Origin of the sequence: Echinicola soli (genome assembly GCF_006575665.1) — a bacterium.
Taxonomy (GTDB): domain Bacteria; phylum Bacteroidota; class Bacteroidia; order Cytophagales; family Cyclobacteriaceae; genus Echinicola; species Echinicola soli.
Window position 1 is genome coordinate 2,316,451 of record NZ_CP041253.1, and the last position, 23,515, is coordinate 2,339,965.

Sequence of the window (23,515 nt, forward strand, 5' to 3'; positions counted from 1 at the left end):
ATTTAATTTTACAGAACAAGAATACTTATGTGGTAAAAGCTATCGAAAAGAAAGGGGACCCTTTGGTATGATCGGTTTAAAAAAAACTGTATAGGTGTGAAGAAAATGAATCAGTTCGCTTGGAGGACCAACGGGGCCAATTCATTGTTATGACCGTTGATTTTCATGGATACTTTGGGCTAAGGCTTCACATGTGTCGGAATGATGGTGATATGGACAATAACTGGATTGGCAAGGATGCTTATTTGCATTTCCTTTTTTAACTTGGCTGAATAAACTTTTACAATGGCTTTTTTCAAACCTATAGAATTAAAGAGTTTTATTTTAGGTCAATATTTCACTGATGGGGTGAAAATGACACTTGGTGTATTGTTGCCAGCTGTTGTATTTTCCTTATTGGGTGATTTTAGGACAGGGATCAGTATTTCACTTGGCGCTTTTTTGGTGAGCATTTCTGATAGTACCGGTCCCTTGGAGCATCGAAGGACAGGGATGTTGGCGAGCTGCGGCTTTGTTTTTTTGAGTGCCTTGGTGACGGGTGTGCTGAATAAATATCCCATGTTGATGGGGATTGAGATTGCAGTATTTTGTTTTGTGTTTGCGATGTTTACCGTGTATGGAACCCGGGCCGCCTCTGTCGGAGCGGGAGCACTCCTGGGAATGGCCATTTCGATGGATCCACATAAGACAGCATCTGCCTTTTGGCTGTATGCATTGATGGTTTTGACAGGTGGGATTTGGTATACTTTACTGAGTTTGTCGATTATGCAGATCAGGCCTTACAGGGTGGCCCAGCAGGCCTTGGGGGAAAGTGTGCTGAAGGTGGCGGCGTTCTTACGTCAGAAGGCCGCCTTTTATTCTACCGATACCGATGTGGAGACCAACTACCGGAGGCTGGCCGCTGTGCAGGTGGAGGTCAATGAGCATCAGGACAGTGTTCGTGAGCTGCTCTACAAAACACGAATAAAAGTAGGAGAATCCATTAGCTCGGGGCAATTGCTACTGGTGATTTTTGTGGATATGGTGGATATTTTTGAACAAATGATGGCTTCCCATTATGATTACAAAAGACTTCGGGAATTGTATGGGCAATACCGGGTATTGCATGATTTTAGGGGAGGGATTCAGCTGGTGGCAGAAGAGCTTTCCCGACTGGGCTATGCCCTGATCAATAATGAAAAGCCCAAGCTTCCTCATTATCCCGTGGATTTTTTGGAAGGGATCAGGGAGGAAATAGAGGCCTTGGAAAAATCGGGGGTAAAATGCCTGATGCTTCGGAAGATTTATGCCAATCTGGCTTCTATTACTGCGCGGGTGGATGATATTTATAATTACTTCTATGAAGACAAGCTGACCTTTATTTCCCAGACGCGTGAGCAGAGCCTTTCCAAATTTGTAGGGCATCAAAGTTTCTCCTTGAAGTTTATCATCGATAATTTATCTTTTGAATCAAATGTTTTTCGACATGCGCTTCGGCTGGCAGTGACGTGTTTGTTGGGGTATTTGATTTCCCTTCAGCTATCCCTGGGAAACCACAGCTATTGGGTGGTATTGACGATATTGGTGATTTTGAGACCGGGATTTAGCTTGACCAAGCGGAGGAATACACAGCGGATTTTTGGGACGCTGATAGGTGGGCTAACTGGAGTGCTTATTCTGTACCTAGTGCCGGATTTCACCGTGAGGTTCGTTTTCTTGGTCTTGTTTATGGTGTTGGCGTATAGCTTTCTCAGAATCAGGTATTTTTTGGCGGTGGTGTTTATGACACCATTTATATTTATCGTGTATGCGTTTTTGTATCCTGACTCCAATTTTCTGATCGTCAGGGAACGGGTCATTGATACGGTGCTGGGGTCTGGCTTGGCTTACCTGGCGAGTAATTTTTTCCTTCCCAGCTGGGAATACACAGGGTTTAAGCAAATGTCTACAAAGGTGCTGAACGCTAATTTAGAGTACTTCGCCATGATCATCGGTAGGTTTGATGCAGGAGCCTTTGATGAAGTGGCCTATCGGCTGGCGAGAAGAAAGGTGTACCTTCAGTCGGCCAATTTATCTGCTGCTTTTCAGCGAATGCTGGATGAGCCTAAGAGCAAACAGAAAAACAAGCAGGACTTGCACCAATTTGTGGTGCTAAACCATATTCTGTCCTCCTACTTTTCCACGCTTTCTTCCAGTTTGGTGCGTTCTGATGTGGTTTTATCCTCCCATGAGCAGATCGTAAAGATCAAGCGGATCCGTAACTATTTGCTCAGGAGTGTGGAGAATTTGGGAGGAAAAGGAGAGGTCCTTGATTTTACGGTGCTGGAGCATGAAGATCGCTTGTTGAAACTAACTGATTCGGCAGAAACCTCCTTATTGTCCGAGCAATTGCAGCTGATCCAAAAGACTTGTTCGGACTTGGAAAAGCTCAGTAGAAAGATGACTGCGTACTAATGGACAGGAGATGGAGGGATTCCTGCTGGTTTTTGCGTGAAGGCAGCTTGGATGATAGTCACAAGGTGATTTCTGACTTTTAGGGATTTCAGTTATATTGGAAAAAATAACCTAGACTAATGATGAAGATCCTTCTGATAAATGTTGTGTTCGTTTTTGCGCTCCTGTTTTCTTCTGTTCTCCAAGCCCAAGAAACGGTGAAGTTTGCCATGGTGGGGCTCTCGCACGGGCATAGTCCGTGGTTTTTTGAATGGGGTAAAAGCGAAGAGATGGAATTGGTAGGTGTTTATGAGCCAGATGAATCCCTTTCACAAGCGTTTTGCCAGCGGTATGATTTGGAGGAAACACTGTTGTATACAGACCTGCAAAGAATGTTAGAAGAAACCCAGCCCGATGGCATACTGGTATTTGGGGCCATAGTGGACCATCTCGAGGCGGTGAAGGTGGCAGCTCCATTGGGAATCCATGTGATGGTAGAAAAGCCACTGGCCACTACTTTGGAAGGTGCCCGGGAAATGGCACAATTGGCCAGGGAAAATTCCATCCACTTATTGACAGATTATGAAACCTCCTGGTATCCGGCCACCGAGCAGGCCTATCGTTTTTTCGATGAGCAGGAAGCAGATTTTGGGCAGATAAGAAAGATGGTGTTTCACCATGGCCATGAAGGGCCCAAGGAAATTGGGGTAGGGCCTGAGTTTTTGGAATGGCTGACCGATCCGGTGAAAAATGGAGGAGGTGCCGTGGTCGACTTTGGCTGCTACGGTGCCAACATCATGACCTACCTGATGCATGGTGAGAAACCACTGGCCGTGACCGCTGTCACGCGGACATATAAACCAGAGACCTATCCGGAAGTAGATGACGAGGCCACTATCATTGTTGATTACATGAGTAGTCAAGGGATCATCCAAGCCTCGTGGAACTGGCCATTCAACAGGAAGGATATGGAGATTTATGGCGAAAAAGGCTATGTGATTACCAAGGATGATGAGCAGCTTCGCTACAGGATCAAGGGGAGCGAAGAAAGTCAAATGAAAGCAGTTGCCACGAAAGTGGACATCGAAACCAATCCGTTTGAGTATTTTCGACAGGTGATCGCGGGTGAACGGGTGCCGGATGGATTTAGCCCATATACCCTGGAGAACAATTTACAGGTAATGGAGATTTTAGATGCTGCAAGGAGATCAGCGGAAAGGGGAGAGCGAGTGGTCTTGCAGGAATGAAGTGTTTCTTCCAAAATCCCCCGTCTTAGGAAACGTTGGAAGAAACACATCTAAACCATTACTAGTGATTAATCGTAATCTGCATACCGTACGGCAAAGACACAGCGATTATCTTGGCCATATTTGGAGGTTTCGTATTCTGTTACATTCCATAAGTATCCAGAGCCTTGTTCATAATACAGGTCCTCAGCACCATGTGGCCATCGGTACCGGGAACCATTTGCAGCCCCGTCATGGTACCGTACAAGCCTGGCTGTCGAGCCTTGGTAGGAGCTCTTGCCCGTTGCCGTCATAAGGGTGGTGGTGCCATTTCTATAAACTCCCTGCATATTGTATACAGGGCCATTATTTCCGGTGGCATTGTCTTTTGGTATGACTACTTCCACTGGAGAACTGGAAGGGATCTCACCTTGGCCATTGAGTAAAAAACCGTGTATGGTAGGGGTTGAGGAACTGGATGAAGACAGGTATTGTCCTGTCCATAACCTTGGGTTAGAAGCGCTGTCCTCTCCCAAAGCAACACAAGAATATGGTTCGGCGTTAGGGATGTTGTAATAGCCGGTTTGAGGTAAAATGTACCTGTAATTAAAGGCCCGCAACGTTCCGTCAGTTTCCTCACCCAAGCGTGACTTTGACGCGTCTCCTGAGACTTCTACGATTTTGTTCAGGTCAAAAACCCTTATGCCGAGCTGGGTAGAGGCTACGTAAAGTTTTTCATCATAATAGGCCACTCCACCAGCATGTACCCGCACAGGGCCAAATTCACCAAGCTGCGTATATTGATTTGATGGATTATAAAAGGGATTGTTGATGTCCTGTACCAATAGGATATGCCGGTACTTGATATCGTCCATGTCGGTGATGTCCACTAGGGAAACCCGGGCTCCTTTGTGTTGGTTTTCAATACCAGAAATCTGCGATGGCCCCACAGCGTACCAAGATACCAACAGAAACCTCCTTCCGCTCCATTGGAAACCAGTGATGCCTTGAGGTCTCCAGTCTTCCGTTTGCTGATCCCCTGGATTCCACTTGAAGCCGGTGACTTGTCTGTCGGCAGGGATATTGAACCCATATACCGAATTGTAGCCGCTAGTGGTGGCGGTACGGTTTAGGTTCAGTGTAGCAGGTGTCCCAAATCCGTGCGACGCCAAGCTGGACACAAAGTTGCTTTCATCGGTATAGCTGCTGTTAATGGTCGTGGTGGTCGAGCTAATGGAATGAAGTGGTTCCGTGGAGGGGCCTTCAGTGACATCGATGAATTCATTATCGTTGCACGAAGAAGCAAGAATTAGACTGCACGCTAGGATAAAGTGTTTGATTTTCATGGTTTTACTGTTTTGGTTTGGTGGAGGTTTTTTGGGGTTAGTTTTCTTTTTCCCACCATACTTTTACATTGATTTCGTCTCCACCCATTCGGTTGACCGCTTCCTGATAGTTTTGGAAGTTGCTATTGGCTTCGTCTATGGGGTAGTAAAATCGGGAGGGCATTTCGCCGTCGTTTAGCATGGAAGCTGATGTGGGGAGTTCGGGGAATCCCGTTCTTCGTTGCTCAAACCAGGCTTGGTAATCGGTAAAGAACAGGTCATAGTATTTTTGGAGTAGAATACGCTCCAAGCTTCCGTCAAACGTAACAAACGGATTGTCAAAGTACCCTTCAGGAACTTCCTGGCTCCACATCTCGATGGCCGCCCTTACCGCATTTTCATAGTGTTTTTGGGCATCAGCGGTATAGCCTCTTTGGGCCATTTCGGCTTTGATAAACTCCACTTCAGCATAGCTCAGGATGGGGATGATGAGTGGCGCTTCTGCCAAACTTCTTTTCACACCTGACGCCGTAGCGATGCTGTCGGGCAAAGGATTCTCGACAAAGTCCGTGGGTTGTCCGATATAGCCATAATCTTCTCCTTCCAGCCCCTTGGCTGTGCCGGCAAAAACACCGATTCTAGGATCTTGGAAGTTGTTCAGGTTATCGATAAAAAACTCCGTGTAATACCGGAATACACCAAAATCCTGCGGTCTGTCCCAAGGAGAAAGGGTAGGTGCCACACCATCCAAATGCAGTACCGCACCGTCCTCACTTGAGGAAAAGACAGGATAGGTCTCCGGGTTATTGATCATTTCGGTTATTTTGTCAAAAGCTCCGGTTTCGGATCTGTTGGACACCCGGAGCAGCAGCCTCAGGTGGAGGGAATTGGTGAATTTTTGCCATTTCTGCACATCGTTTTGGTACAGGATATCGCTGACATAGGGCATTCCCTGTTCTTCGTCATAGATGCTGTTGGCATATTCCAGGTCAGCCAGCAACTGCGAATAGATGGCTTCCTGGGTAGAAAATTCAGGATACCATACATTCTCTTCCGCCTGCAGGGCGTTGGCCATCGGCACATCGCCAAAGCAATCGGTCAGGACAGAATAGGCATAAGCCTTTAAGGTCAGGGCAATGGCTTCATAATTGGGAAGTCCATCGCGAACCGCAGCTTCTTCCATTTCAGTGATATTGCTGAGATTGGTATAGTAATTATTCCAAGTGGAGGCGCCGATGTTCTGGTCAAAGTCATAGAAGAAAGGCGAATTGTTAAAGTCATCGGTTTGCAGGAACATTTGCATCAGTGGAGCGGTGATACTGCGCATTTGTTTCGCATTCTGACTGGCCAAGCTGTATAGGACAGGATTCAGCGTGCTTCCTGCCGTGATTTTACTTAGGTTGTTGGGGTCGGTATTGGTTTCTTCAAAATCTTTTGAGCAGGAACTGGCCCACACACAAAATGAAGTAACAAATAAAGCATATATGTATTTTTTCATGACTATTGTTTTAGTGTTGATTAAAATCCGATGACGACATTCACTCCGTATTCGTTAGGGACAGGCATTTGTCCCACTTCCACGCCGGGGTGCATATTGGTGCCTCCGGCAAATCCGGCCACTTCTGGATCGTATATCGGAAAGTCCGAGAGGACGGCAAGGTTCCTGCCGTATACCGAAAGCCGCATTTCGTTCAGTGGCGTTTTGGAAAGGAATTTTTCAGAGAAGTCATAGGAAAGGGTAACTTCCCTCAGCTTTATAAATGATGCATCAAAACTATTTGCTTCCGTATTGGCAAGTGGATACATCAGGTTGTAATAATTGGCAATGGAGATCGGGGTGGTGTTTTCGGAATAAGTTCCGTCGCCATTGTCCACGACACCTTTGCCGACGAGCTCTCCTTCTTCCCGGCCCACAAGGGTGTGGTCCAGTTTGCCCTGTTGGGTAAGCTTATGGTGGGTATGTGAGTAAATGGTTCCCCCGTATTTGGCGTCAATGACTGCGTTGATGCGGAAGTTTTTGTATTGGAAGGAATTGATGAAACCAGCGACCCATTTCGGTTGGGTATCTCCGATGTAAATGATATCATCGGTCATTTCCGGTGCACCGTTTTCATCAAAGATAATTTCACCTTCCGGACTTCTTTTATAGCCTCTACCGTAAAGTGCGGCTGGTGATCCTCCCTCCACGGCGACGAGCTTTGCGCCAGATGAGCTTAGCATTTCGAACCTGCCACCTTCAGCATTTTCATGTAGTGACATGACGGTGCCTTTGTTCTTGGCCCATGTGAGGGTAGTGTTCCATTTGAAGTGCTTGTTTTTGACCGGGGTACCATTGAGCATGACCTCAATTCCGCGGTTACGCACCTCGCCGGCATTGATCGTTACACTTCTGTAGCCTGAGGAATAGGGCAGTGGCGCATTGAATATTTGGTTTTTACTGTTGTTTTGGTAAACGGCCACATCCAATTTCAGCCTGCTTTGGAGCATTCTGAAGTCGATTCCAAACTCTTTACTTGTAGTAATCTCTGGTTTGAAATCCGTATTGTAAAGGGAAGTTGGTGCCAAGGCCGAACCAGGGAAGTCAGAGCGTCGGTAGTATTTGTCCGTGCTGTAGCGGTTGCCATATTTTCCTGCTCCACCCACTTGGGCTACAGAAGCCCTCAGTTTGGCAAAAGTAATGCTACTTGGCATACTGAAAATTTCACTCAGGATAATACCTGAACTTGCCGATGGGAAGAAATATGACTGGTTGTGTTTGGGCAAGATACTGTTCCAGTCATTACGTCCGGTAATATCAAGGAACACTTTGTCTTTCCAGCCCAAGGTCACCATGCCATACAAACTGTTGACTTTGTTATAGCCGTCAAATTTGCTGGTAAATAGCTGTGAGCCGTTTACTAAGTTATATTCGCCCGGAATCTCGAGCCCTTCTGCCCAGGAGTCTTGGCGTAGATAGCGATAGTCCATCCTGTTTCCGCCGAGGTTAGCAGTGACTTCCCAATCATCAAATGTGTCGGAGTAGCTCAGTAAAAAGTCGGTGTTTACCTCTTGCTTAAACACGTTTGTTTTGCGGTAATACCCACGGGCATACCGGTTGATATCATAAGGCCTTTCTTGGTCCATGTTTTTGTCATACATGTTCAGGGCACCGCGGAGCATGAGGTTGACCTTAGGGTGTAGTTCGATGTCCATTTTAAAATTCCCCGTAATGGCATATTGATCGAGGCTGTTTTGGATCTCATACACCATGGCGTAAGGGTTGTCGATGTAGCTACTGTAGGGACGGATCATTTCCACCTGCTCCTGGCCTTCTTTCCATATGGGCTCGTACCAGGCGAGGTCCACATTTGGATTTTGGAAAATCATAAAATAGGCAATGGAGTGATTGTTGTATCCTTGACCGGGAAGGTTGTCGCTGGTGCGGTTTCTGTAGTCCACCACCGAGCTGAGTTTGATGCGGTCGGTTACTTGGTAGTTTCCGTTTACCGAAAGTGACAATTGCTCAAAACCTGTGTTAGGCATGATCCAGTCATTTTTAGAGTGGGTCACTGAGCCTCGCATAGAACCTTTTTCATCTCCTCCTTGGATAGAAATGTTTGTGGTTTGCGTGACACCGGTTTGCCAAAAGTCCTTACGGTTGTTTTCATAAGGTCTCCATAACTGCCTTTCGGGAGATTGCCCTTCCACGGTGGGATCATACTGGTAATAATATTGTCCGTCAAATTTAGGCCCAAAGGCGCTACTACTGCCTGCTGTGCTATTGCCATCTTCAGAGGCTCCATAGCTGTAGTAGAGGCGGTCATTATAAGGAACAGGATTGCCATTTTCGTCGGTAGCAGGTTTTAGGTATCCTCCTTTTCCACTGCCTTGGCCATATTCGTATTGCCAATCTGGCCATCGTTGGATATTGTCAAATTTGGTGTTGCTGCTGACGGTGACACCCAATCCTTTTTGGCCTTTGCCGGATTTGGTGGTGATGATGACGGCGCCATTGGCCGCTTGGTAGCCGTAGAGGGCCGAAGCCGCTGGGCCTTTTAGTACCGAAACGCTCTCGATGTCATCAGGATTAAGGTCAGAGATGGCGTTGCCATAATCTACTGGAGTGTCATTGCTGGCACTTCCACCCATATAGCCGTTCGATGGTCCGGAACCGGGATGTTCATTTTGGATAGGTACTCCGTCAATGACGATCAGTGCGCCGTTATTGCCAGGATCCAGGGAGCTGTTTCCTCTCAAAATAATCTGTTGGGAACCGACCGGGCCGCCAAGTCCATTGATTTGAAGGCCAGGGACCTTTCCGCGGAGGGCTTCTGACCAGTTGTTGGGACGGGCATCGGTAAGCTGCCTGGAGTCAATGGTTTGCTGGGCATAGCCGAGTTTCTTTTCTTCCCTTTTCATGCCTAAGGCCGTCACGACCACTTCATCCAGGGCATTGACATTTTCCTCAAGAATGATGGTCAGGTCGCCGGCTTTCTGTACAGGTACCTGCTGGGTTTTATATCCCAGATAAGAAACGATTAACGTCACCGGGAAGGATTCGATTTCCATATTGAATTCCCCGCTGGCATCGGTGACCCCTCCTTTGGAGGTTCCTTGGATGAGAAGGGTTACGCCGGGAAGAACTTCTCCTGAAATATCGGTGACTTTTCCTGTCAGCGTTTGCCGGGTTGGTCCGGAGGGTAAGACCGTGATGGTTTGGTTAGTGGCTTCGAATGAAAGCCCCGCCTCTTGCCCGATTTTGTTTAGGATTTCCATTAAAGGTTCATTGGTAAACCGGAAAGAGAACAATGATGCATCTTGGCTTACCTTTTCGTCAAATACGAAATAGAATGCTGTTTTTCGCTCGATTTCGGAAAGTATCTGAGTGACTTTAGCATCTTCCAGCGATAGTGATAACCGGACCTTTGAGAGCTTGTTTCCTTCTGTGGAGGAATGTGCTTGAACTGCCATGAGGAATAAACTGAGCAAAAGAAGCCCCGCTTTTCGGTTCAGAGCAGCTAAAAATTGTAGTGGTGTTTTCATTTTTAACTGAAATTAACTTGGTTGAGTTTATGTAAATAATTTTCTTTTCTGACTGGCATTAGGTGTGTCGGTTTATTTTTCTTTTATGTAAATGGTATGTGTATCTTGGTACTCAAAGGAAACCTGCTTGAGCAAGGCGATGCTTTTTAAAATGTTCCCTGGCGTTTCATCCTTAAATTTCCCGGTGATGCGCTCCTCTTTCAATTCATCTGATTCAAATATGAGATCCAGCCCAAAGCGGTTTTCGAGAATTTCGGCCGTTTCGCCAAACGTGGTGTTTTTGAGGATGATCATTTTGGTCCAGGCGATAGGTTGCTGGACCTCGAATGTGGAAATTGCCGATAACTGGGAAGAGGAAGCGGTGACCTGCTGGTTTTTGGTCAGTAGCACTTTTTCTTTCGGATGACTTTGTGGATTTACCTGAACCTTACCGCTGATCACGCTGACGGTGGTGGCTTCGGCTGTTGTTGCGTCCACATCAAAAGAGGTTCCCAATACTTTTACATTTGTATTTTTGGTACGCACTGAGAAAGTTCTTGCTATATCCCGTTGAACATCGAATAAAGCCCTGCCTTCCAGTCTGACATCCCTGCTATTTCCAAATTTATTAGGATAGGTAAGGCGGCTATTTTCAGCCAGCGTGACGATACTGCCGTCTTTGAGGAGGATGTCCTTTTGCTCGCCCATGGCTGTAGAGACAGTGATGGTTCGGGTGTCGGTGAGGTGCTTTATGGTGATTCCCATGACTAAAATGAGGGTGAAAGCAGCGACAATCCTAAAGAGAGGCCAGATAGGCTTGGTGCTGGTCTTTTTCTCCTCTGGTAGTTTTGATAAAATAGCTTGGAAAAGCTGTAGTCCCTTTTCATCTGAGGTCATGCTTGCGACCTCTTCTGCCGAGGTACGGTGCTGCATATTGTCGTAGAATTTTTCAATTAATTTTACTTCGCTTTCAGAAGCGGTACCCTGCCGGTGTTTTGCCACCAGCTTCAAGAATTCTTCTCTTTTCAAAATGTGCTCTTTAAGGGATAGTGTGGAAAAGGAGCAGCACACGGAGTCGAAAAAGTGAACTTAAAGGTTTCTTAATTCTCTAACTGATAAGGTTACATTACAGTAATCTTAGGATAATAAAAAGTGAGAAGTAGCTGGTTTCTCGAAGGCTGGAGCGAAGTAGTCTTAATGCATTGCTAATGTGGCTTTCCACGGTTCGCTTTGAAATTTTCAGTTCTTCGGCAATTTCACTGTTGGATTTGTTTTTCATCCGGCTGAGAACAAAGACCTCGCGGCATTTGCCGGAAAGTTGATTGATGTGAGCGGTGATGACTTCTTCCAGTTCGAGGTATTCCATGTCGGTTTTTTCACTTTCTGGATTACCGAGAAGCTTTAGCTCTTCGTCATGGACAACGTCAAACTTTAGTTTCTTGATGTGCGCGGACAGCTTGTACTTAATGGCCTTAAACAGGTAGCTTTCTAGGTGGAGGATGGTCGTCTCTTTATTGTTTTGCCAAAGGCTGATAAAAAGTTCCTGTACACAATCTTCACAAACTCCTTCATCTCTATAGACACTATACGCATAAGCGTATAGCCGTTTCCAGTACCGGTCATAGATGACTTGGAAAGCTGTATTTTCGCCTTGTTTCAGTCGTGACAAGAGTTGGGAATCAGAAATGCTGTTAAGGGGTTGTTTCATAGTTTTGCCTCCAAAGAGCAAAGTAAGGGAATGTTAAAAAATAAAGTCCAGATATAGTTTTAAGTTTAGGTTATCCAAATATGAACTTCGATTGCCTGTTTATATGCCGTGCCCCATTTTTTTTTAAGTATTGAAGGAAGTGTAAAAAAAAGACCACCAAAAAGCATGAAAATCTTGTTTCAATAAAAAGCCCATCCTATATTTGTGGCCTTGTTAAGGGGGATTAGCTCAGTTGGCTAGAGCGTCCCGACAGATGTCGGGAAGTTCATCGGATTGAGTTTGTTTAAGAACAATAGAAGATGGGATCAGGTTTTCACTTCTTGATATAGGGAAAGAGGACCAAGGCTCAACCATTTTCGTTGAATGATAAAGATTGGGGGATTAGCTCAGTTGGCTAGAGCGTCCCGACAGATGTCGGGAAGTTCATCGGATTGAGTTTGTTTAAGAACAATAGAAGATGGGATCAGGTTTTCACTTCTTGATATAGGGAAAGAGTACCAAGGCTCAGCCATTTTCGTTGAATGATAAAGATTGGGGGATTAGCTCAGTTGGCTAGAGCGTCCCGACAGATGTCGGGAAGTTCATCGGATTGAGTTTGTTTAAGAACAATAGAAGATGGGGTCAGGTTTTCACTTCTTGATATAGGGAAAGAGTACCAAGGCTCAACCATTTTCGTTGAATGATAAAGATTGGGGGATTAGCTCAGTTGGCTAGAGCGTCCCGACAGATGTCGGGAAGTTCATCGGATTGAGTTTGTTTAAGAACAATAGAAGATGGGATCAGGTTTTCACTTCTTGATATAGGGAAAGAGTACCAAGGCTTAACCATTTTCGTTGAATGATAAAGATTGGGGGATTAGCTCAGTTGGCTAGAGCGTCCCGACAGATGTCGGGAAGTTCATCGGATTGAGTTTGTTTAAGAACAATAGAAGATGGGATCAGGTTTTCACTTCTTGATATAGGGAAAGAGTACCAAGGCTTAACCATTTTCGTTGAATGATAAAGATTGGGGGATTAGCTCAGTTGGCTAGAGCGTCCCGACAGATGTCGGGAAGTTCATCGGATTGAGTTTGTTTAAGAACAATAGAAGATGGGGTCAGGTTTTCACTTCTTGATATAGGGAAAGAGTACCAAGGCTCAACCATTTTCGTTGAATGATAAAGATTGGGGGATTAGCTCAGTTGGCTAGAGCGTCCCGACAGATGTCGGGAAGTTCATCGGATTGAGTTTGTTTAAGAACAATAGAAGATGGGGTCAGGTTTTTACTTTCTGATATAGGGAAAGAGTACCAAGGCTCAACCATTTTCGTTGAATGATAAAGATTGGGGGATTAGCTCAGTTGGCTAGAGCGCTACACTGGCAGTGTAGAGGTCATCGGTTCGAATCCGATATTCTCCACCAAAAGCTTGCAGCAATGCAAGCTTTTTTTATTTTGTAAAATATGTACTTTGTATATATTCTATATTCTTCTCAGACCTGTAGATATTATATAGGGAGCTGTAAGGATATCCGAGGTCGTCTTGCTCATCATAATAGAGGGCTTACACCGTCAACAAAAGGCGGTGCTCCTAATTGGGAAGTCCGTTATTTGGAAGATTGTCAAGATCGAACGGAAGCACTGAAACGAGAGCGGGAGATCAAGCGAAAGAAGAGCAGGAAATATATTGAGTGGTTGATTGAGTCCTCAGGTGGCTCAGTTGGCTAGAGCGTCCCGACGGATGTCGGGAAGGTCATCGGTTCGAATCCGATATTTTCCACACAACTGGAATGGAGCGATTTTTTCGCTCCATTTTTTATTTTTTATTTTTTTTCTCTGTAAACTATTATAAATCAAATAGATATAATCAACTAAAGAATTAATCCTTTCGGTTCGAGAATGGTTTTTTGAAAAGCACCGTTTTTCGGGAAATATCGAACCAATTAGCCTCTGTTTTGGCTGGAGATTACCATTTTTATATAGCGAACCGAGCTCTGAGAGCCGTTTTAGGGCTTTTTTTACGTAATCTCTATGGTTCGATCATCCAGTTGGCTTGACTTATGGAGGCACATGGGTCAGGGATGTTTAATAGATTTTTTCTATCGTATTATAAAAATTATCAATTTATGTTATTGGGATAATATCCGTTTTACTCCGTAATGTTGTAATACAATCTTAACATTAAACTAACAAGTAATGAAAAAGACACTACCTTTTATAGGCATTATGGTATGGGGGCTGATGGCTACTTCATGCGATCAACGTTCACCTGATGAAAATGTATCTGCCGATGGACATTCCGGGGCTACCAAAAAGGTAAAGGCTGCCCAGAATGAAGATTGGTGGCCTAACCGGTTGGATTTGAGCATGCTTAGACAGCATTCTTCTTTGTCTGATCCCATGGAGAAGGACTTCAGCTACATCCAGGCGTTTAACAGTCTGGAATATGACTCCCTGAAAAGCGATATCAGAAAGGTCCTTACGGACTCTCAGGAATGGTGGCCGGCGGATTTCGGACATTATGGTGGCTTGTTTATCAGGATGGCCTGGCACAGTGCCGGTACCTATCGTACGGGGGATGGCCGCGGAGGATCCCGAGCGGGACAGCAGCGCTTTGCCCCCCTGAACAGCTGGCCGGACAATGCAAACCTCGACAAAGCCAGGCGTTTGCTTTGGCCAATAAAGCAAAAATATGGCCGTAAGATTTCATGGGCCGATTTGATGGTACTTACCGGCAACGTAGCGCTCGAAGATATGGGGTTTGAAACATTTGGTTTCGCCGGTGGCCGGGTGGATACCTATGAACCGGAAACGGATGTGTACTGGGGAGCGGAAAAAAAATGGTTGGGTGACGAGGAACGTTACTCTGGAGACAGGGAGCTGGAAGATCCATTGGCCGCGGTGCAGATGGGGTTGATTTATGTCAATCCAGAAGGGCCAAATGGAAATCCCGACCCTTTATTGGCGGCAGATGATATCCGCGCCACCTTTGGAAGAATGGGTATGAATGAAGAAGAGACCGTGGCTTTGATTGCCGGAGGACATACCTTGGGTAAAGCCCATGGGGCCGGTCCTGCCAGTCATGTGGGGGATGATCCGGAGGCAGCAGGTATAGAGCAGCAGGGATTTGGATGGAAAAGTGATTATAAATCCGGAAAAGGTGCCGATGCCATTACTTCAGGACTGGAGGTAACCTGGACACCTACGCCGACCCAGTGGAGCCATTTGTTCTTTGTCAGTTTATTTGAAAATGAGTGGGAGCTGACCAAGAGTCCTGCAGGAGCCCATCAGTGGGTAGCAAAGGATTCGGATATGACCGTGCCGGATGCATTTGATCAAACAAAAAGGCATAAGCCTACCATGTTCACCACGGACCTTTCGCTAAGGTTCGATCCGAGTTTCGAAAAGATTTCCAGGAAATTCTATGAAGACCCTGAAGCATTCAATAAGGCTTTTGCGAGGGCCTGGTTTAAGCTTACCCATAGGGATATGGGGCCAAGGACTACTTACCTGGGACCTGAGGCACCTGACGAAGATTTGATTTGGCAAGATCCAATACCTGCTGTCAACCACCCATTAATTGATAACAGCGATATCGCCAAGTTAAAGGCTGACTTGCTAAACTCAGGACTGACTTTAAGGGAAATGACTATCACAGCATGGGCTTCAGCGTCCACTTACAGAGGTTCTGATCGAAGGGGAGGTGCCAACGGTGCGCGTATTCGGTTGTCCCCGCAAAAGGATTGGGAAGTCAATAATCCTGAGCAATTGACTAAAGTGTTGGAGGTCTATGAAAAGATCCAAACAGCATATAACACTTCCCATGCGCCGAAAAAAGTGTCGATGGCCGACCTGATTGTACTGGCGGGAGATGCTGCCATCGAACAGGCTGCCTCCAATGCCGGGGTCAAGGTGGCCGTTCCATTTGTGCCAGGAAGGATGGATGCAGTGCAAGAGCAAACGGATGTGGAATCATTTGCAGTGTTGGAGCCAATGGCAGATGGTTTTAGGAATTATTTAAAAACTCAATATACGCTTTCCACCGAGGAGCTTTTGGTGGATAAAGCACAACTACTGACCTTGACGGCTCCAGAGATGACCGTGTTGGTTGGGGGAATGCGTTCCCTAAATGCCAATTTCGATGGCAGTGAACACGGGATCTTTACGAAAAACAAAGAAGCCTTGAGTAATGATTTTTTTGTCCACCTGTTGGATATGCGGACGGAATGGGCACCAGTGGATGATGCCAAGGAGGTGTTTGAAGGGAAAGACCGAAATACCGGAGAGGTCCAGTATACTGCTACACGAGCAGATTTGATATTTGGTTCCAATTCCGAACTCAGGGCTTTGGCAGAAGTATATGCTGCCAAGGATGCCAAGGAGAAATTCATCAGAGATTTTGTTGCAGCTTGGGATAAGGTGATGAAGCTGGACAGGTTTGATCTGATTTACCCGGAAAATTAACCGATTTCGGAGCCATTTATAATATGAAAGGGATATAATCATCCGGCCAATCTGCTACGGATAGCTATCCGTAGCAGATTGGCCGGTCTGTTTTTCCAGTGGTTGTTAAGTTGGGTTTTGATTTTATTGGAACATTAGATCTCAAGGTCACTGGAGGCGGATTTATGAGATGAACAGAAGGTGCCCGGTGATAAACCGTTAGCGATTTTGGCCCTGAAAAATAATATTCATGATAATCAATAACATAAATGTAGCTTGACATGCTGTAATCCTCTTGATAAATGGATGATATGTAAGGACGGGCCAGCGGATTTTAGCTCGCAAGAGAACTGACCGGAAAATGCAAAGCCTTCCTTGGGAACGCCAAAAAAGGAATAGTCCAACTTTCCATTTCCATTGCTGTCGTGTAATACTGCAATCATGTAATTCCCTTCAGGAAGCGCATCTAACCTGATGGGCAGCTGGTTTTCGTTTGCTGCTACTGTTTTTTCGAAAATTGGCTCCATTATTTCAGATGCCATGGTGTTTTCATCGAACACCTGTATTTTTACATTCCCTCCCAGCTCCATATCAAGGTTGTCGACAGATATGATCGTATATGCGTATTCCAAATGATTTGGCTGCACTAAATACACCAGTAGTAGATAAAGTAAATTCATTTTTTATAATCCATTATTTGTAAACTGGTTTTTGGAACCAGACGTCAGCAATGTTGAAATTAAGGGTGATGCCATGGGTGGTTTCTTTGGAAAGTTGGGAAACGTCACCTTTCTGCTGGTATTGATAGGAAAGATTGATTCGGGTAAATCCTTGAATGGGAACACCAAGGCCAAGGCTAGCTCCTTTGACATTGATCGGTACACCACCTGATTTGATATACCCGGTGTCATAAAATAATCCGGCAGAAAAATTCATCCTGTCCAGCAACTTATAACTATAGAAATTGGGCATCAATTCAGCACCTACACTTAACCTGTGGCTATTGGTGTAGTTTTCCCATGCCGGGGAAAACATCTTATAGCTGTAGTCGGCGGCAATAAGCCACTTTTTACTTTGGTAGGCCAGCCCGCCTTTTAGCGAGGTCCCTAACTTGGTGATCTCCTCAATACTTGATGTTTCATAAAGGACCGAATCGGTTTCATTAAGATAGGCCATCGACGTGGTGCTGGTTTTTAGCCTGGCAGGGAATTCATAAGAAAGGCCTATGTTTACTTGCTTATCACCTCTTTTAAAGGCTACATATTGCAGCCCGGCATCCAGTCCATACCCATTATAATTGTCCCGGTCGTTCATGGTGAAACCTGCCACGGACCCGCTGGTCACTTCGTCCGTATCATAGTACTTTTCGTGGTTGATATGACCAAAAGCAAAATATGGCCTCACACCTAATGTCAGTCTTGGGGTAACATCGAAGGCAAAGTTGGCAAAGGCCTTGTTGATATTGCCGTAACCATTGATGGCCTTGTCAAAAGGTGTATCAAAACCGGCAAAGTAGGTCTTTTTCACAAAACTGTAATCCACACTGGCGATGGGCATGATCCCCAAGCTAAGAGCCGATTTCCGGGATGTCCTGAACCAAAAAGATACCAAGCTAAGATTGGTCCTGTTGATGGTAATTTCCTCAGAGGAGGTCTGGATATTCATTAACCTATAATCCACCTGCGCATCGGCCATAAAATTATATGCCGTAACACTGGTGCCGTTGGCAGGGTTGAGGTAATTCAGGAAATAAGGCGACCGGGCTGCCACACCGCTCCCCGATAATCTTGCCGCTTGGCCAAAATTGCTTTCTGATAATAAACCTACCCCATAGGAAGAATAAAGTGAGCCGTCGCCCCTTTGGGCCAACAGCTCACCCTGAAAAATCAGAAAACAAACACTACAACAAAGTATCCTTAGCATGGCATGCATAATTTGAAATTTTCATGCAAGGTAGTTTCAGCAGGATCCCTATTTCCGATTTATAGACCAACACCTTGAATTTCACGACGAGTATGTGTTTTAGAATAAAAATCACTGTCCATTCAGCGGAAATGAATATTTGGCACATATAGAGCACATGTGCTGTTTCATCGACAAAAAACACCTGCAAATCTATTTTTTCGACATTCCCCACCGCTTTATGGTTGCTTTGTAGCCAATAAAAAAGTCCTCACCTGGGGATAATATATGATAAAAGACAAACCATTATTCCATTTACTGTCACTTCTCGTCCTGTCGGGCTGTTTTCAAAACGACACGCTTACAGAATCACAAATGGTCGTGGATAGCGATGAACTGGAACTTCGGCTGATCGAATATACCGATGTGGACCTGTTCACTTATTTTAATGATTCGCTGGTGACCAATTCCATCAGTTCGTTTATGCTTGGCCATCATGAGGATGATATAAGGGGGCAAATCCATGCCGAACCCTATTTGCAGTTTGGGCTAAGTTCCGGAACTACCATTGAGGAAGAAGGTAGACTGGATTCGACGGTCCTGGTACTGTTTTACGAGGAGTACCACTATGATACGCTGCCGGCTTTTGATGTGGCGGTTTATGAATTGACCGAAGAACTCGAAGCAGATGACAATGGCGATATCTACAGCTACCAGACTTTCGGCCATACCGACCAGCCTATGGCATTCGTCCCCTCCAGGGTCGTTCCCCACAAAGACTCCCTGACCATCACCTTACCGGCAGACTTTGGTGAACGCTTTTTCGAACTGGGAAAAGACCATGACGGTCCCTTCGCTTCCACCGAAAACCTGGAAGAGGTATTTAAGGGGCTTATGCTGAGCACCGAGGATAACAGTGCCCTCATGAGCTTTTCAGAGGATTCCTATATTGGATTCTATTACCGTATTCCCAGCGACCTGGACGAAGGGGCCAAGGTACTGAAGCTTACCGTCGCTGCCGGCAGTCAACAATATACGCATTTGGGCATCGATCGCAGTTCGTTATTTTATGTGTCACCAGACGCCTACGAAAATATCCCAAGGGAAAAATCCGGAGATGTGGTCATGGCAGACCTTATCCTGGGGGCCTCCATCCGCTTGGAACTTCCCAATATCCATGAGCTGCTGGAGCTGGCGGATGATTATTATATCACCACCGCCAGCCTTAGACTTCCCTTAAAGCCAGATACCTACAATCAGTATTTCAATACTCCCTTGACGACGATAAACATCAGTATTGTCGACAAAAAGAACCTGATTATTCAGCAAATAGGAAGCACTGCTATAACCTCCTGGGACGAGCAATTTCAGGAAAAGACGTTTTATGAAGTCCCCATAAAACCGTTCATCGACTATAAACTCTCCAAGGGAATAAACAATCAGGATGCGTTGTGGATCAGCGTACCTGCATCCACGGGCACCATAGAGACCAGTGGACTTATCCTTTCGGATATTTCCGGGGAACAAAAAATAAAAATAGACATAACATATCTTCCATTAAATTAAAAAAAAATGTGCAAAGTGAAATTAGTAAACTTCCTCCTCGCTCTTTTAGGACTACTGGGCACGGTGTCTTGTGCCGGTGATGAAGAGGAAACATCAGAAGGAAACTGGGTCAGAAGATCGTATTTCGATGGGGATAGCAGGTCCAATGCCGCGGCTTTTTCCATAGGTGACCGTGCCTTCATCATGGGCGGCTATACAGGCGATGAATATTTGAATGATTTCTGGGAATATAATCCGGCTGGGGACTATTGGGAACGAAGAGGTGATTTCCCGGGTACCGCAAGAAGCAATGCAGTAGCCTTTTCCATTGATGGTAAAGGCTATATCGGGACAGGCTATGACGGAACGGACAGGCTAAAGGATTTTTGGGAATACGATCCCGACACGGACACATGGACGGAAGTGGCCTCTTTTGGTGGCACGGCACGTTACGATGCAGTGGGTTTTTCACTTACGGGAAAAGGTTATATTGGGACGGGCTATGACGGCAGCGAACAGAAAGATTTCTGGCAATATGACCCAGCGACGGATTCCTGGGAGCAGATCATCAGCATGGGTGGAGCCAAAAGGCAGGGAGCAACGGCTTTTGTTATCGATGACATTGCGTATGTTTGCACAGGACTCAACAATGGTTCCTACGAATTTGACCTGTGGGCTTTGGACGGTAATACTTTGGAGTGGACCAAAAAAGAAGACTTGGACTATGACGATGATTATTTGATCTATCGATCCAATGGAAGTTCCTTTACCATCGGCGGTTACGGATATATCACCGTTGGGAGCAGGGGATCCATAATCGGCAGCACTTGGGAGTACGATCCGTCCACCGATACCTGGGCAGAGAAAACCGATTACGAAGGCACTTTCCGAACCGGTGCTTCAGCGTTTTCTGTCAATGGGGAAAGGGCCTACGTGCTGCTTGGAAAGAGCTCCAGCCTTCGGTTTGATGATATCTGGGAGCTGGAACCCTTTGTGGACTATGATGAAGAGGACTGACCTATTATGACTGAATAATGTTAGAAGTACGGCGAAAAAACACATTAAAGGTGATCATTCACCTGTTGGTACTGGGGATCATTATGTCCCCGGCACTTTCCTTTTTGACAGATGACAATGTCCGGTCCGTTTCGCTGTTTTATTTCAGTATCACCAATGTCGGCCTCCTTCTTTTTTATCTCATCAATGTAATATGGCTTATCCCAAAATTCATCCTAAATAGCAAATACCTTCAGTATGCATGTTTCTTCCTGCTCTTTATGGCGGTTTTTGTGTGTTTGAACCATTACTTCAGGGATATTCCTCCGGAAATGTTTCCTAAGCACCATTCAAATGAAATGAGGGAATTTAAGAAGCCTCCCGTAAATTTCCATTTCTTCATGCCTTCCCTGATCCGTTTTTTGATGATTATGGGACTGGGGACCAGTATAGAGCTGATATTGCAGTTTGAAAGAGAGAAAAAGAAATATGAAGAACTGGAGAAACAAAAGATCATCAACGAGTTAAACTTTCTTAAAAATCAGCTAAACCCTCACTTTCTGTTTAATGCTTTGAACAATATTTATTCTCTTGCAAGAAAAAAATCGGAAGACACTACCCCGGCAATCCTGTTGCTTTCCGATATGTTGCGGTATGTCCTTTATGAATCGGGAAAGGATAAGGTAACACTGGGGCAGGAAGTCGACTTTATCAAGAATTATGTGAGTTTGGAAAAGCTAAAGTACCATCCGGAAATTGCTCCCAAGATCAACTGCTCGTTCTCAATCGAAAACGAGCAGTATCCTATTGAACCTCTGCTCTTTGTCACCTTGATCGAAAATGCCTTTAAACATGGTATCAGTTATTTGGCCCCCTCTTTCATCATGATTTCCATAAAAGAAAACCATAAGGAAATCTTGCTCTCCGTCATTAACAGTGTAGGGGCTCAAAAAGACGGTGTCTTCACGAATACCAACACCGAGGGAGTGGGCATTACCAATTTGCGAAAACGGATGCAACTCCTCTATCCAGGAAAACACAGCTTCAAACAAGTGTATGAAAACAGCACCTTCAAAAGTTTTTTGACCATCCGGAAATGAATATCAACTGTATCATCATAGATGACGAAACACTGGCATTGGATATTTTGGAAGATTATATTTCCAAAATACCCATGCTCACTTTGCAGGGGAAGTTTAATTCAGCCATTCAGGCCATGGACTGTATCATGCGCAATAAAGTAGACCTTATATTTTTGGACATCAATATGCCCGACATCAATGGCATTAAGTTTTACGAAGGCCTGCCCCATAAACCAAAGGTAATCTTTACCACTGCTTATAGTGAATATGCAGTTAAGGGGTTTGAAATCAATGCGGTGGACTATTTACTGAAACCCATCAGTTTTGACCGGTTTTTTCAAGCAGTGAGCAAAATATTCAATAACACGGATATGGCAAAGGAGCGGAATCCAAAGCAGCTTGAGGAGTCAATGGCCATTAAGGACCATAGCAGTTTTATTTTTGCCAAAGTGGAGCATAGTACCGTAAAGATCAATCTTCGCGACATTTCCTGTTTTGAGGGATTTAAGGACTATGTGAAAATCCACTTGATCAATGAAAGCAAACCTATCCTGACATTAAACTCCATTAAGCATTATGAAATGAGCCTGTTTTCCAAAGGGTTTATCCGCATCCATAAATCTTATGTCGTTTCTGTTGACCAAATTGAAAACATTAGCCGGAACAAGGTAAAACTTTACAACAAAGACCTATTCATTACCATTGGGGAATCCTATCGGGATTTTTTCTATGAGCTGGTGGTGAGAAAGAACCTTTAGGAATAACATGGCTACTTTTTCGAAAACACTATATAGTACCCTTCAGGATAAATGCTACACCATAACTAATGCTCATTGTCAAATATATCGCTTCTTTTAACAGTGAAATCTGCAGTTTCTGTGAATAACTTTTATCGGGGGAGTAGCTGCCGATAATTAAAGATATTCGGAAAATTAATCAGCAGAATAGTTTACCCGGGTAAGGATACTTCTTCCCAGGGTGACTTCGTCGGTGTACTCCAATTCCCCACCGATAGGGATACCGCGGGCGATGGTACTTACTTTGGTACCTTTTTCTTTGAGTTTTCGGGTGATGTAAAAAGCAGTAGTGTCACCTTCCATCGTGGAGGGCAGAGCCAGGATGACTTCCGAAACAGGATCTCCGGCGTGGGGATGATCGATCCGATGTAACAATGATTCGATTTTAAGCTCCTCAGGACCGATTCCCTGGATGGGGGATATCACTCCTCCAAGTACATGGTAGAGGCCATTGTATTGGGAGGTATTTTCGATAGCAAGAACGTCTGGGATGTCTTCTACGACGCAGATAAGGCTTCGGTCACGCCGTGCGCCCTGGCATACGCTACAGATTTTCTGGTCGGAGATGTTATGGCATAGGTGACAGTAGGAGGTCCCTTTCCGGAGCTTGGAGATTGCTTCGGTGAGGTTGTCGGAAACGGCCTCTGGTTGCTTTAGCAAATGGAGGGCAAGACGTAAGGCTGTTTTCTTGCCTATGCCGGGTAACCTGCTGATCTCATTGACCGCATCTTCGATGAGTTTGGAGGGAAAGTTCACCGGATAAAGGGGATTAAACGATGACAGCCTGGATACCTGCGTCCAGAATAGACTGGCACATCGGCTTCAATTGCTTCATGCTGCCTTTTTTGACAGCGCATTTGCCTTTGTAGTGGATGATCATGGTGCACTGTTCGGCCTGCTCCTGGGAATGTTTGCAAACTTTGATCAATACTTTGGCCACATGGTCAAAGGTGTTGATGTCATCGTTAAATACCACCAGGTCATGCTCTTCCGTGTCTACAACATCTTCCAGCAAGATTTCCACTTCCTCTTCTACAGTATGTTCTAATGGTTGCATGCTCATTTTGCAAAGTTAATAATTATAAACAAATTAGCAGCCTTT

The 23,515-nt window shown here is 45.2% G+C and carries 17 protein-coding genes and 2 tRNA genes; 10 read left to right on the top strand and 9 right to left on the bottom strand.

Features of this window, described 5'->3' with window-relative positions; genetic code table 11:
• The first annotated feature begins 285 nt into the window (after nt 1-285).
• Both FKX85_RS09375 and FKX85_RS09380 read left to right on the top strand, forming a co-directional pair.
• Nucleotides 286-2,433 (top strand): FUSC family membrane protein, encoded by a 2,148-nt coding sequence (locus FKX85_RS09375; RefSeq protein ID WP_141614477.1) that lies wholly within the window; start codon nt 286-288, stop codon nt 2,431-2,433.
• 119 nt (nt 2,434-2,552) lie between these two features.
• Entirely contained in the window at nt 2,553-3,659 is a 1,107-nt protein-coding gene (locus FKX85_RS09380) for a Gfo/Idh/MocA family protein (RefSeq protein ID WP_141614478.1), read from the top strand.
• A 68-nt stretch (nt 3,660-3,727) separates the two neighbouring features.
• Here FKX85_RS09380 and FKX85_RS09385 read toward each other — a convergent pair whose 3' ends face one another.
• The 5 genes from FKX85_RS09385 to FKX85_RS09405 all read right to left on the bottom strand — a co-directional run bounded on the left by FKX85_RS09385 (nt 3,728) and on the right by FKX85_RS09405 (nt 11,672).
• Nucleotides 3,728-4,984 carry a hypothetical protein gene (locus FKX85_RS09385; protein ID WP_141614479.1) on the bottom strand — a complete coding sequence of 419 codons (1,257 nt, stop codon included), beginning with the start codon at nt 4,982-4,984 and terminating at the stop codon, nt 3,728-3,730.
• 37 nt (nt 4,985-5,021) lie between these two features.
• Complete coding sequence (locus FKX85_RS09390) at nt 5,022-6,461, bottom strand: SusD/RagB family nutrient-binding outer membrane lipoprotein (protein WP_141614480.1); 1,440 nt, start codon at nt 6,459-6,461, stop codon at nt 5,022-5,024.
• Between the two features lie 20 nt (nt 6,462-6,481).
• On the bottom strand, nt 6,482-9,985 hold the full coding sequence (locus tag FKX85_RS09395; protein WP_141614481.1) for a SusC/RagA family TonB-linked outer membrane protein: 3,504 nt from the start codon (nt 9,983-9,985) through the stop codon (nt 6,482-6,484).
• 72 nt (nt 9,986-10,057) lie between these two features.
• The gene (locus FKX85_RS09400; protein WP_141614482.1) at nt 10,058-10,993 is read right to left on the bottom strand and encodes a FecR family protein; all 936 of its coding nucleotides are present in this window, start codon (nt 10,991-10,993) and stop codon (nt 10,058-10,060) included.
• 97 nt (nt 10,994-11,090) lie between these two features.
• Nucleotides 11,091-11,672 carry an RNA polymerase sigma factor gene (locus FKX85_RS09405; protein ID WP_141614483.1) on the bottom strand — a complete coding sequence of 194 codons (582 nt, stop codon included), beginning with the start codon at nt 11,670-11,672 and terminating at the stop codon, nt 11,091-11,093.
• Nucleotides 11,673-12,995: 1,323 nt separating this feature from the next.
• On the opposite strand from FKX85_RS09405, the gene FKX85_RS09410 reads away from it, so the two are divergent.
• The 4 genes from FKX85_RS09410 to katG all read left to right on the top strand — a co-directional run bounded on the left by FKX85_RS09410 (nt 12,996) and on the right by katG (nt 16,112).
• Nucleotides 12,996-13,072 (top strand) — tRNA-Ala (locus FKX85_RS09410).
• A 40-nt stretch (nt 13,073-13,112) separates the two neighbouring features.
• Entirely contained in the window at nt 13,113-13,376 is a 264-nt protein-coding gene (locus FKX85_RS09415) for a GIY-YIG nuclease family protein (protein ID WP_141614484.1), read from the top strand.
• Nucleotides 13,358-13,428, top strand: a tRNA-Pro gene (locus FKX85_RS09420). Before FKX85_RS09415 ends, FKX85_RS09420 begins: the two co-directional genes overlap by 19 nt.
• A gap of 461 nt (nt 13,429-13,889) precedes the next feature.
• On the top strand, nt 13,890-16,112 hold the full coding sequence (gene katG, locus FKX85_RS09425; RefSeq protein ID WP_394345014.1) for a catalase/peroxidase HPI: 2,223 nt from the start codon (nt 13,890-13,892) through the stop codon (nt 16,110-16,112).
• A 236-nt stretch (nt 16,113-16,348) separates the two neighbouring features.
• Here the strand turns inward: katG and FKX85_RS09430 are convergent, their stop codons facing one another.
• Nucleotides 16,349-16,771, bottom strand: coding sequence for a DUF2141 domain-containing protein (locus FKX85_RS09430; RefSeq protein WP_141614486.1), 423 nt, complete (start codon nt 16,769-16,771; stop codon nt 16,349-16,351).
• A 13-nt stretch (nt 16,772-16,784) separates the two neighbouring features.
• Nucleotides 16,785-18,014 carry a hypothetical protein gene (locus tag FKX85_RS09435; RefSeq protein WP_229239813.1) on the bottom strand — a complete coding sequence of 410 codons (1,230 nt, stop codon included), beginning with the start codon at nt 18,012-18,014 and terminating at the stop codon, nt 16,785-16,787.
• Between the two features lie 267 nt (nt 18,015-18,281).
• On the opposite strand from FKX85_RS09435, the gene FKX85_RS09440 reads away from it, so the two are divergent.
• Genes FKX85_RS09440 through FKX85_RS09455 form a run of 4 tightly spaced genes read left to right on the top strand, consistent with a single transcriptional unit; the run spans nt 18,282 to nt 22,374 of the window.
• Complete coding sequence (locus tag FKX85_RS09440) at nt 18,282-19,559, top strand: DUF4270 family protein (protein WP_141614488.1); 1,278 nt, start codon at nt 18,282-18,284, stop codon at nt 19,557-19,559.
• Between the two features lie 15 nt (nt 19,560-19,574).
• On the top strand, nt 19,575-20,555 hold the full coding sequence (locus FKX85_RS09445) for a Kelch repeat-containing protein (protein WP_394345003.1): 981 nt from the start codon (nt 19,575-19,577) through the stop codon (nt 20,553-20,555).
• Nucleotides 20,556-20,572: 17 nt separating this feature from the next.
• Entirely contained in the window at nt 20,573-21,634 is a 1,062-nt protein-coding gene (locus FKX85_RS09450) for a sensor histidine kinase (RefSeq protein ID WP_141614490.1), read from the top strand.
• The gene (locus FKX85_RS09455; protein ID WP_141614491.1) at nt 21,631-22,374 is read left to right on the top strand and encodes a LytR/AlgR family response regulator transcription factor; all 744 of its coding nucleotides are present in this window, start codon (nt 21,631-21,633) and stop codon (nt 22,372-22,374) included. Before FKX85_RS09450 ends, FKX85_RS09455 begins: the two co-directional genes overlap by 4 nt.
• A 174-nt stretch (nt 22,375-22,548) precedes the next feature.
• Here the strand turns inward: FKX85_RS09455 and recR are convergent, their stop codons facing one another.
• Together recR and FKX85_RS09465 are read right to left on the bottom strand one after the other, a co-directional pair.
• On the bottom strand, nt 22,549-23,169 hold the full coding sequence (gene recR / locus FKX85_RS09460) for a recombination mediator RecR (protein WP_141614492.1): 621 nt from the start codon (nt 23,167-23,169) through the stop codon (nt 22,549-22,551).
• A gap of 13 nt (nt 23,170-23,182) precedes the next feature.
• Nucleotides 23,183-23,476, bottom strand: a complete 294-nt coding sequence (locus tag FKX85_RS09465; protein ID WP_141614493.1) for an ATP-dependent Clp protease adaptor ClpS — start codon at nt 23,474-23,476, stop codon at nt 23,183-23,185.
• Between the last annotated feature and the right edge of the window lie 39 nt (nt 23,477-23,515).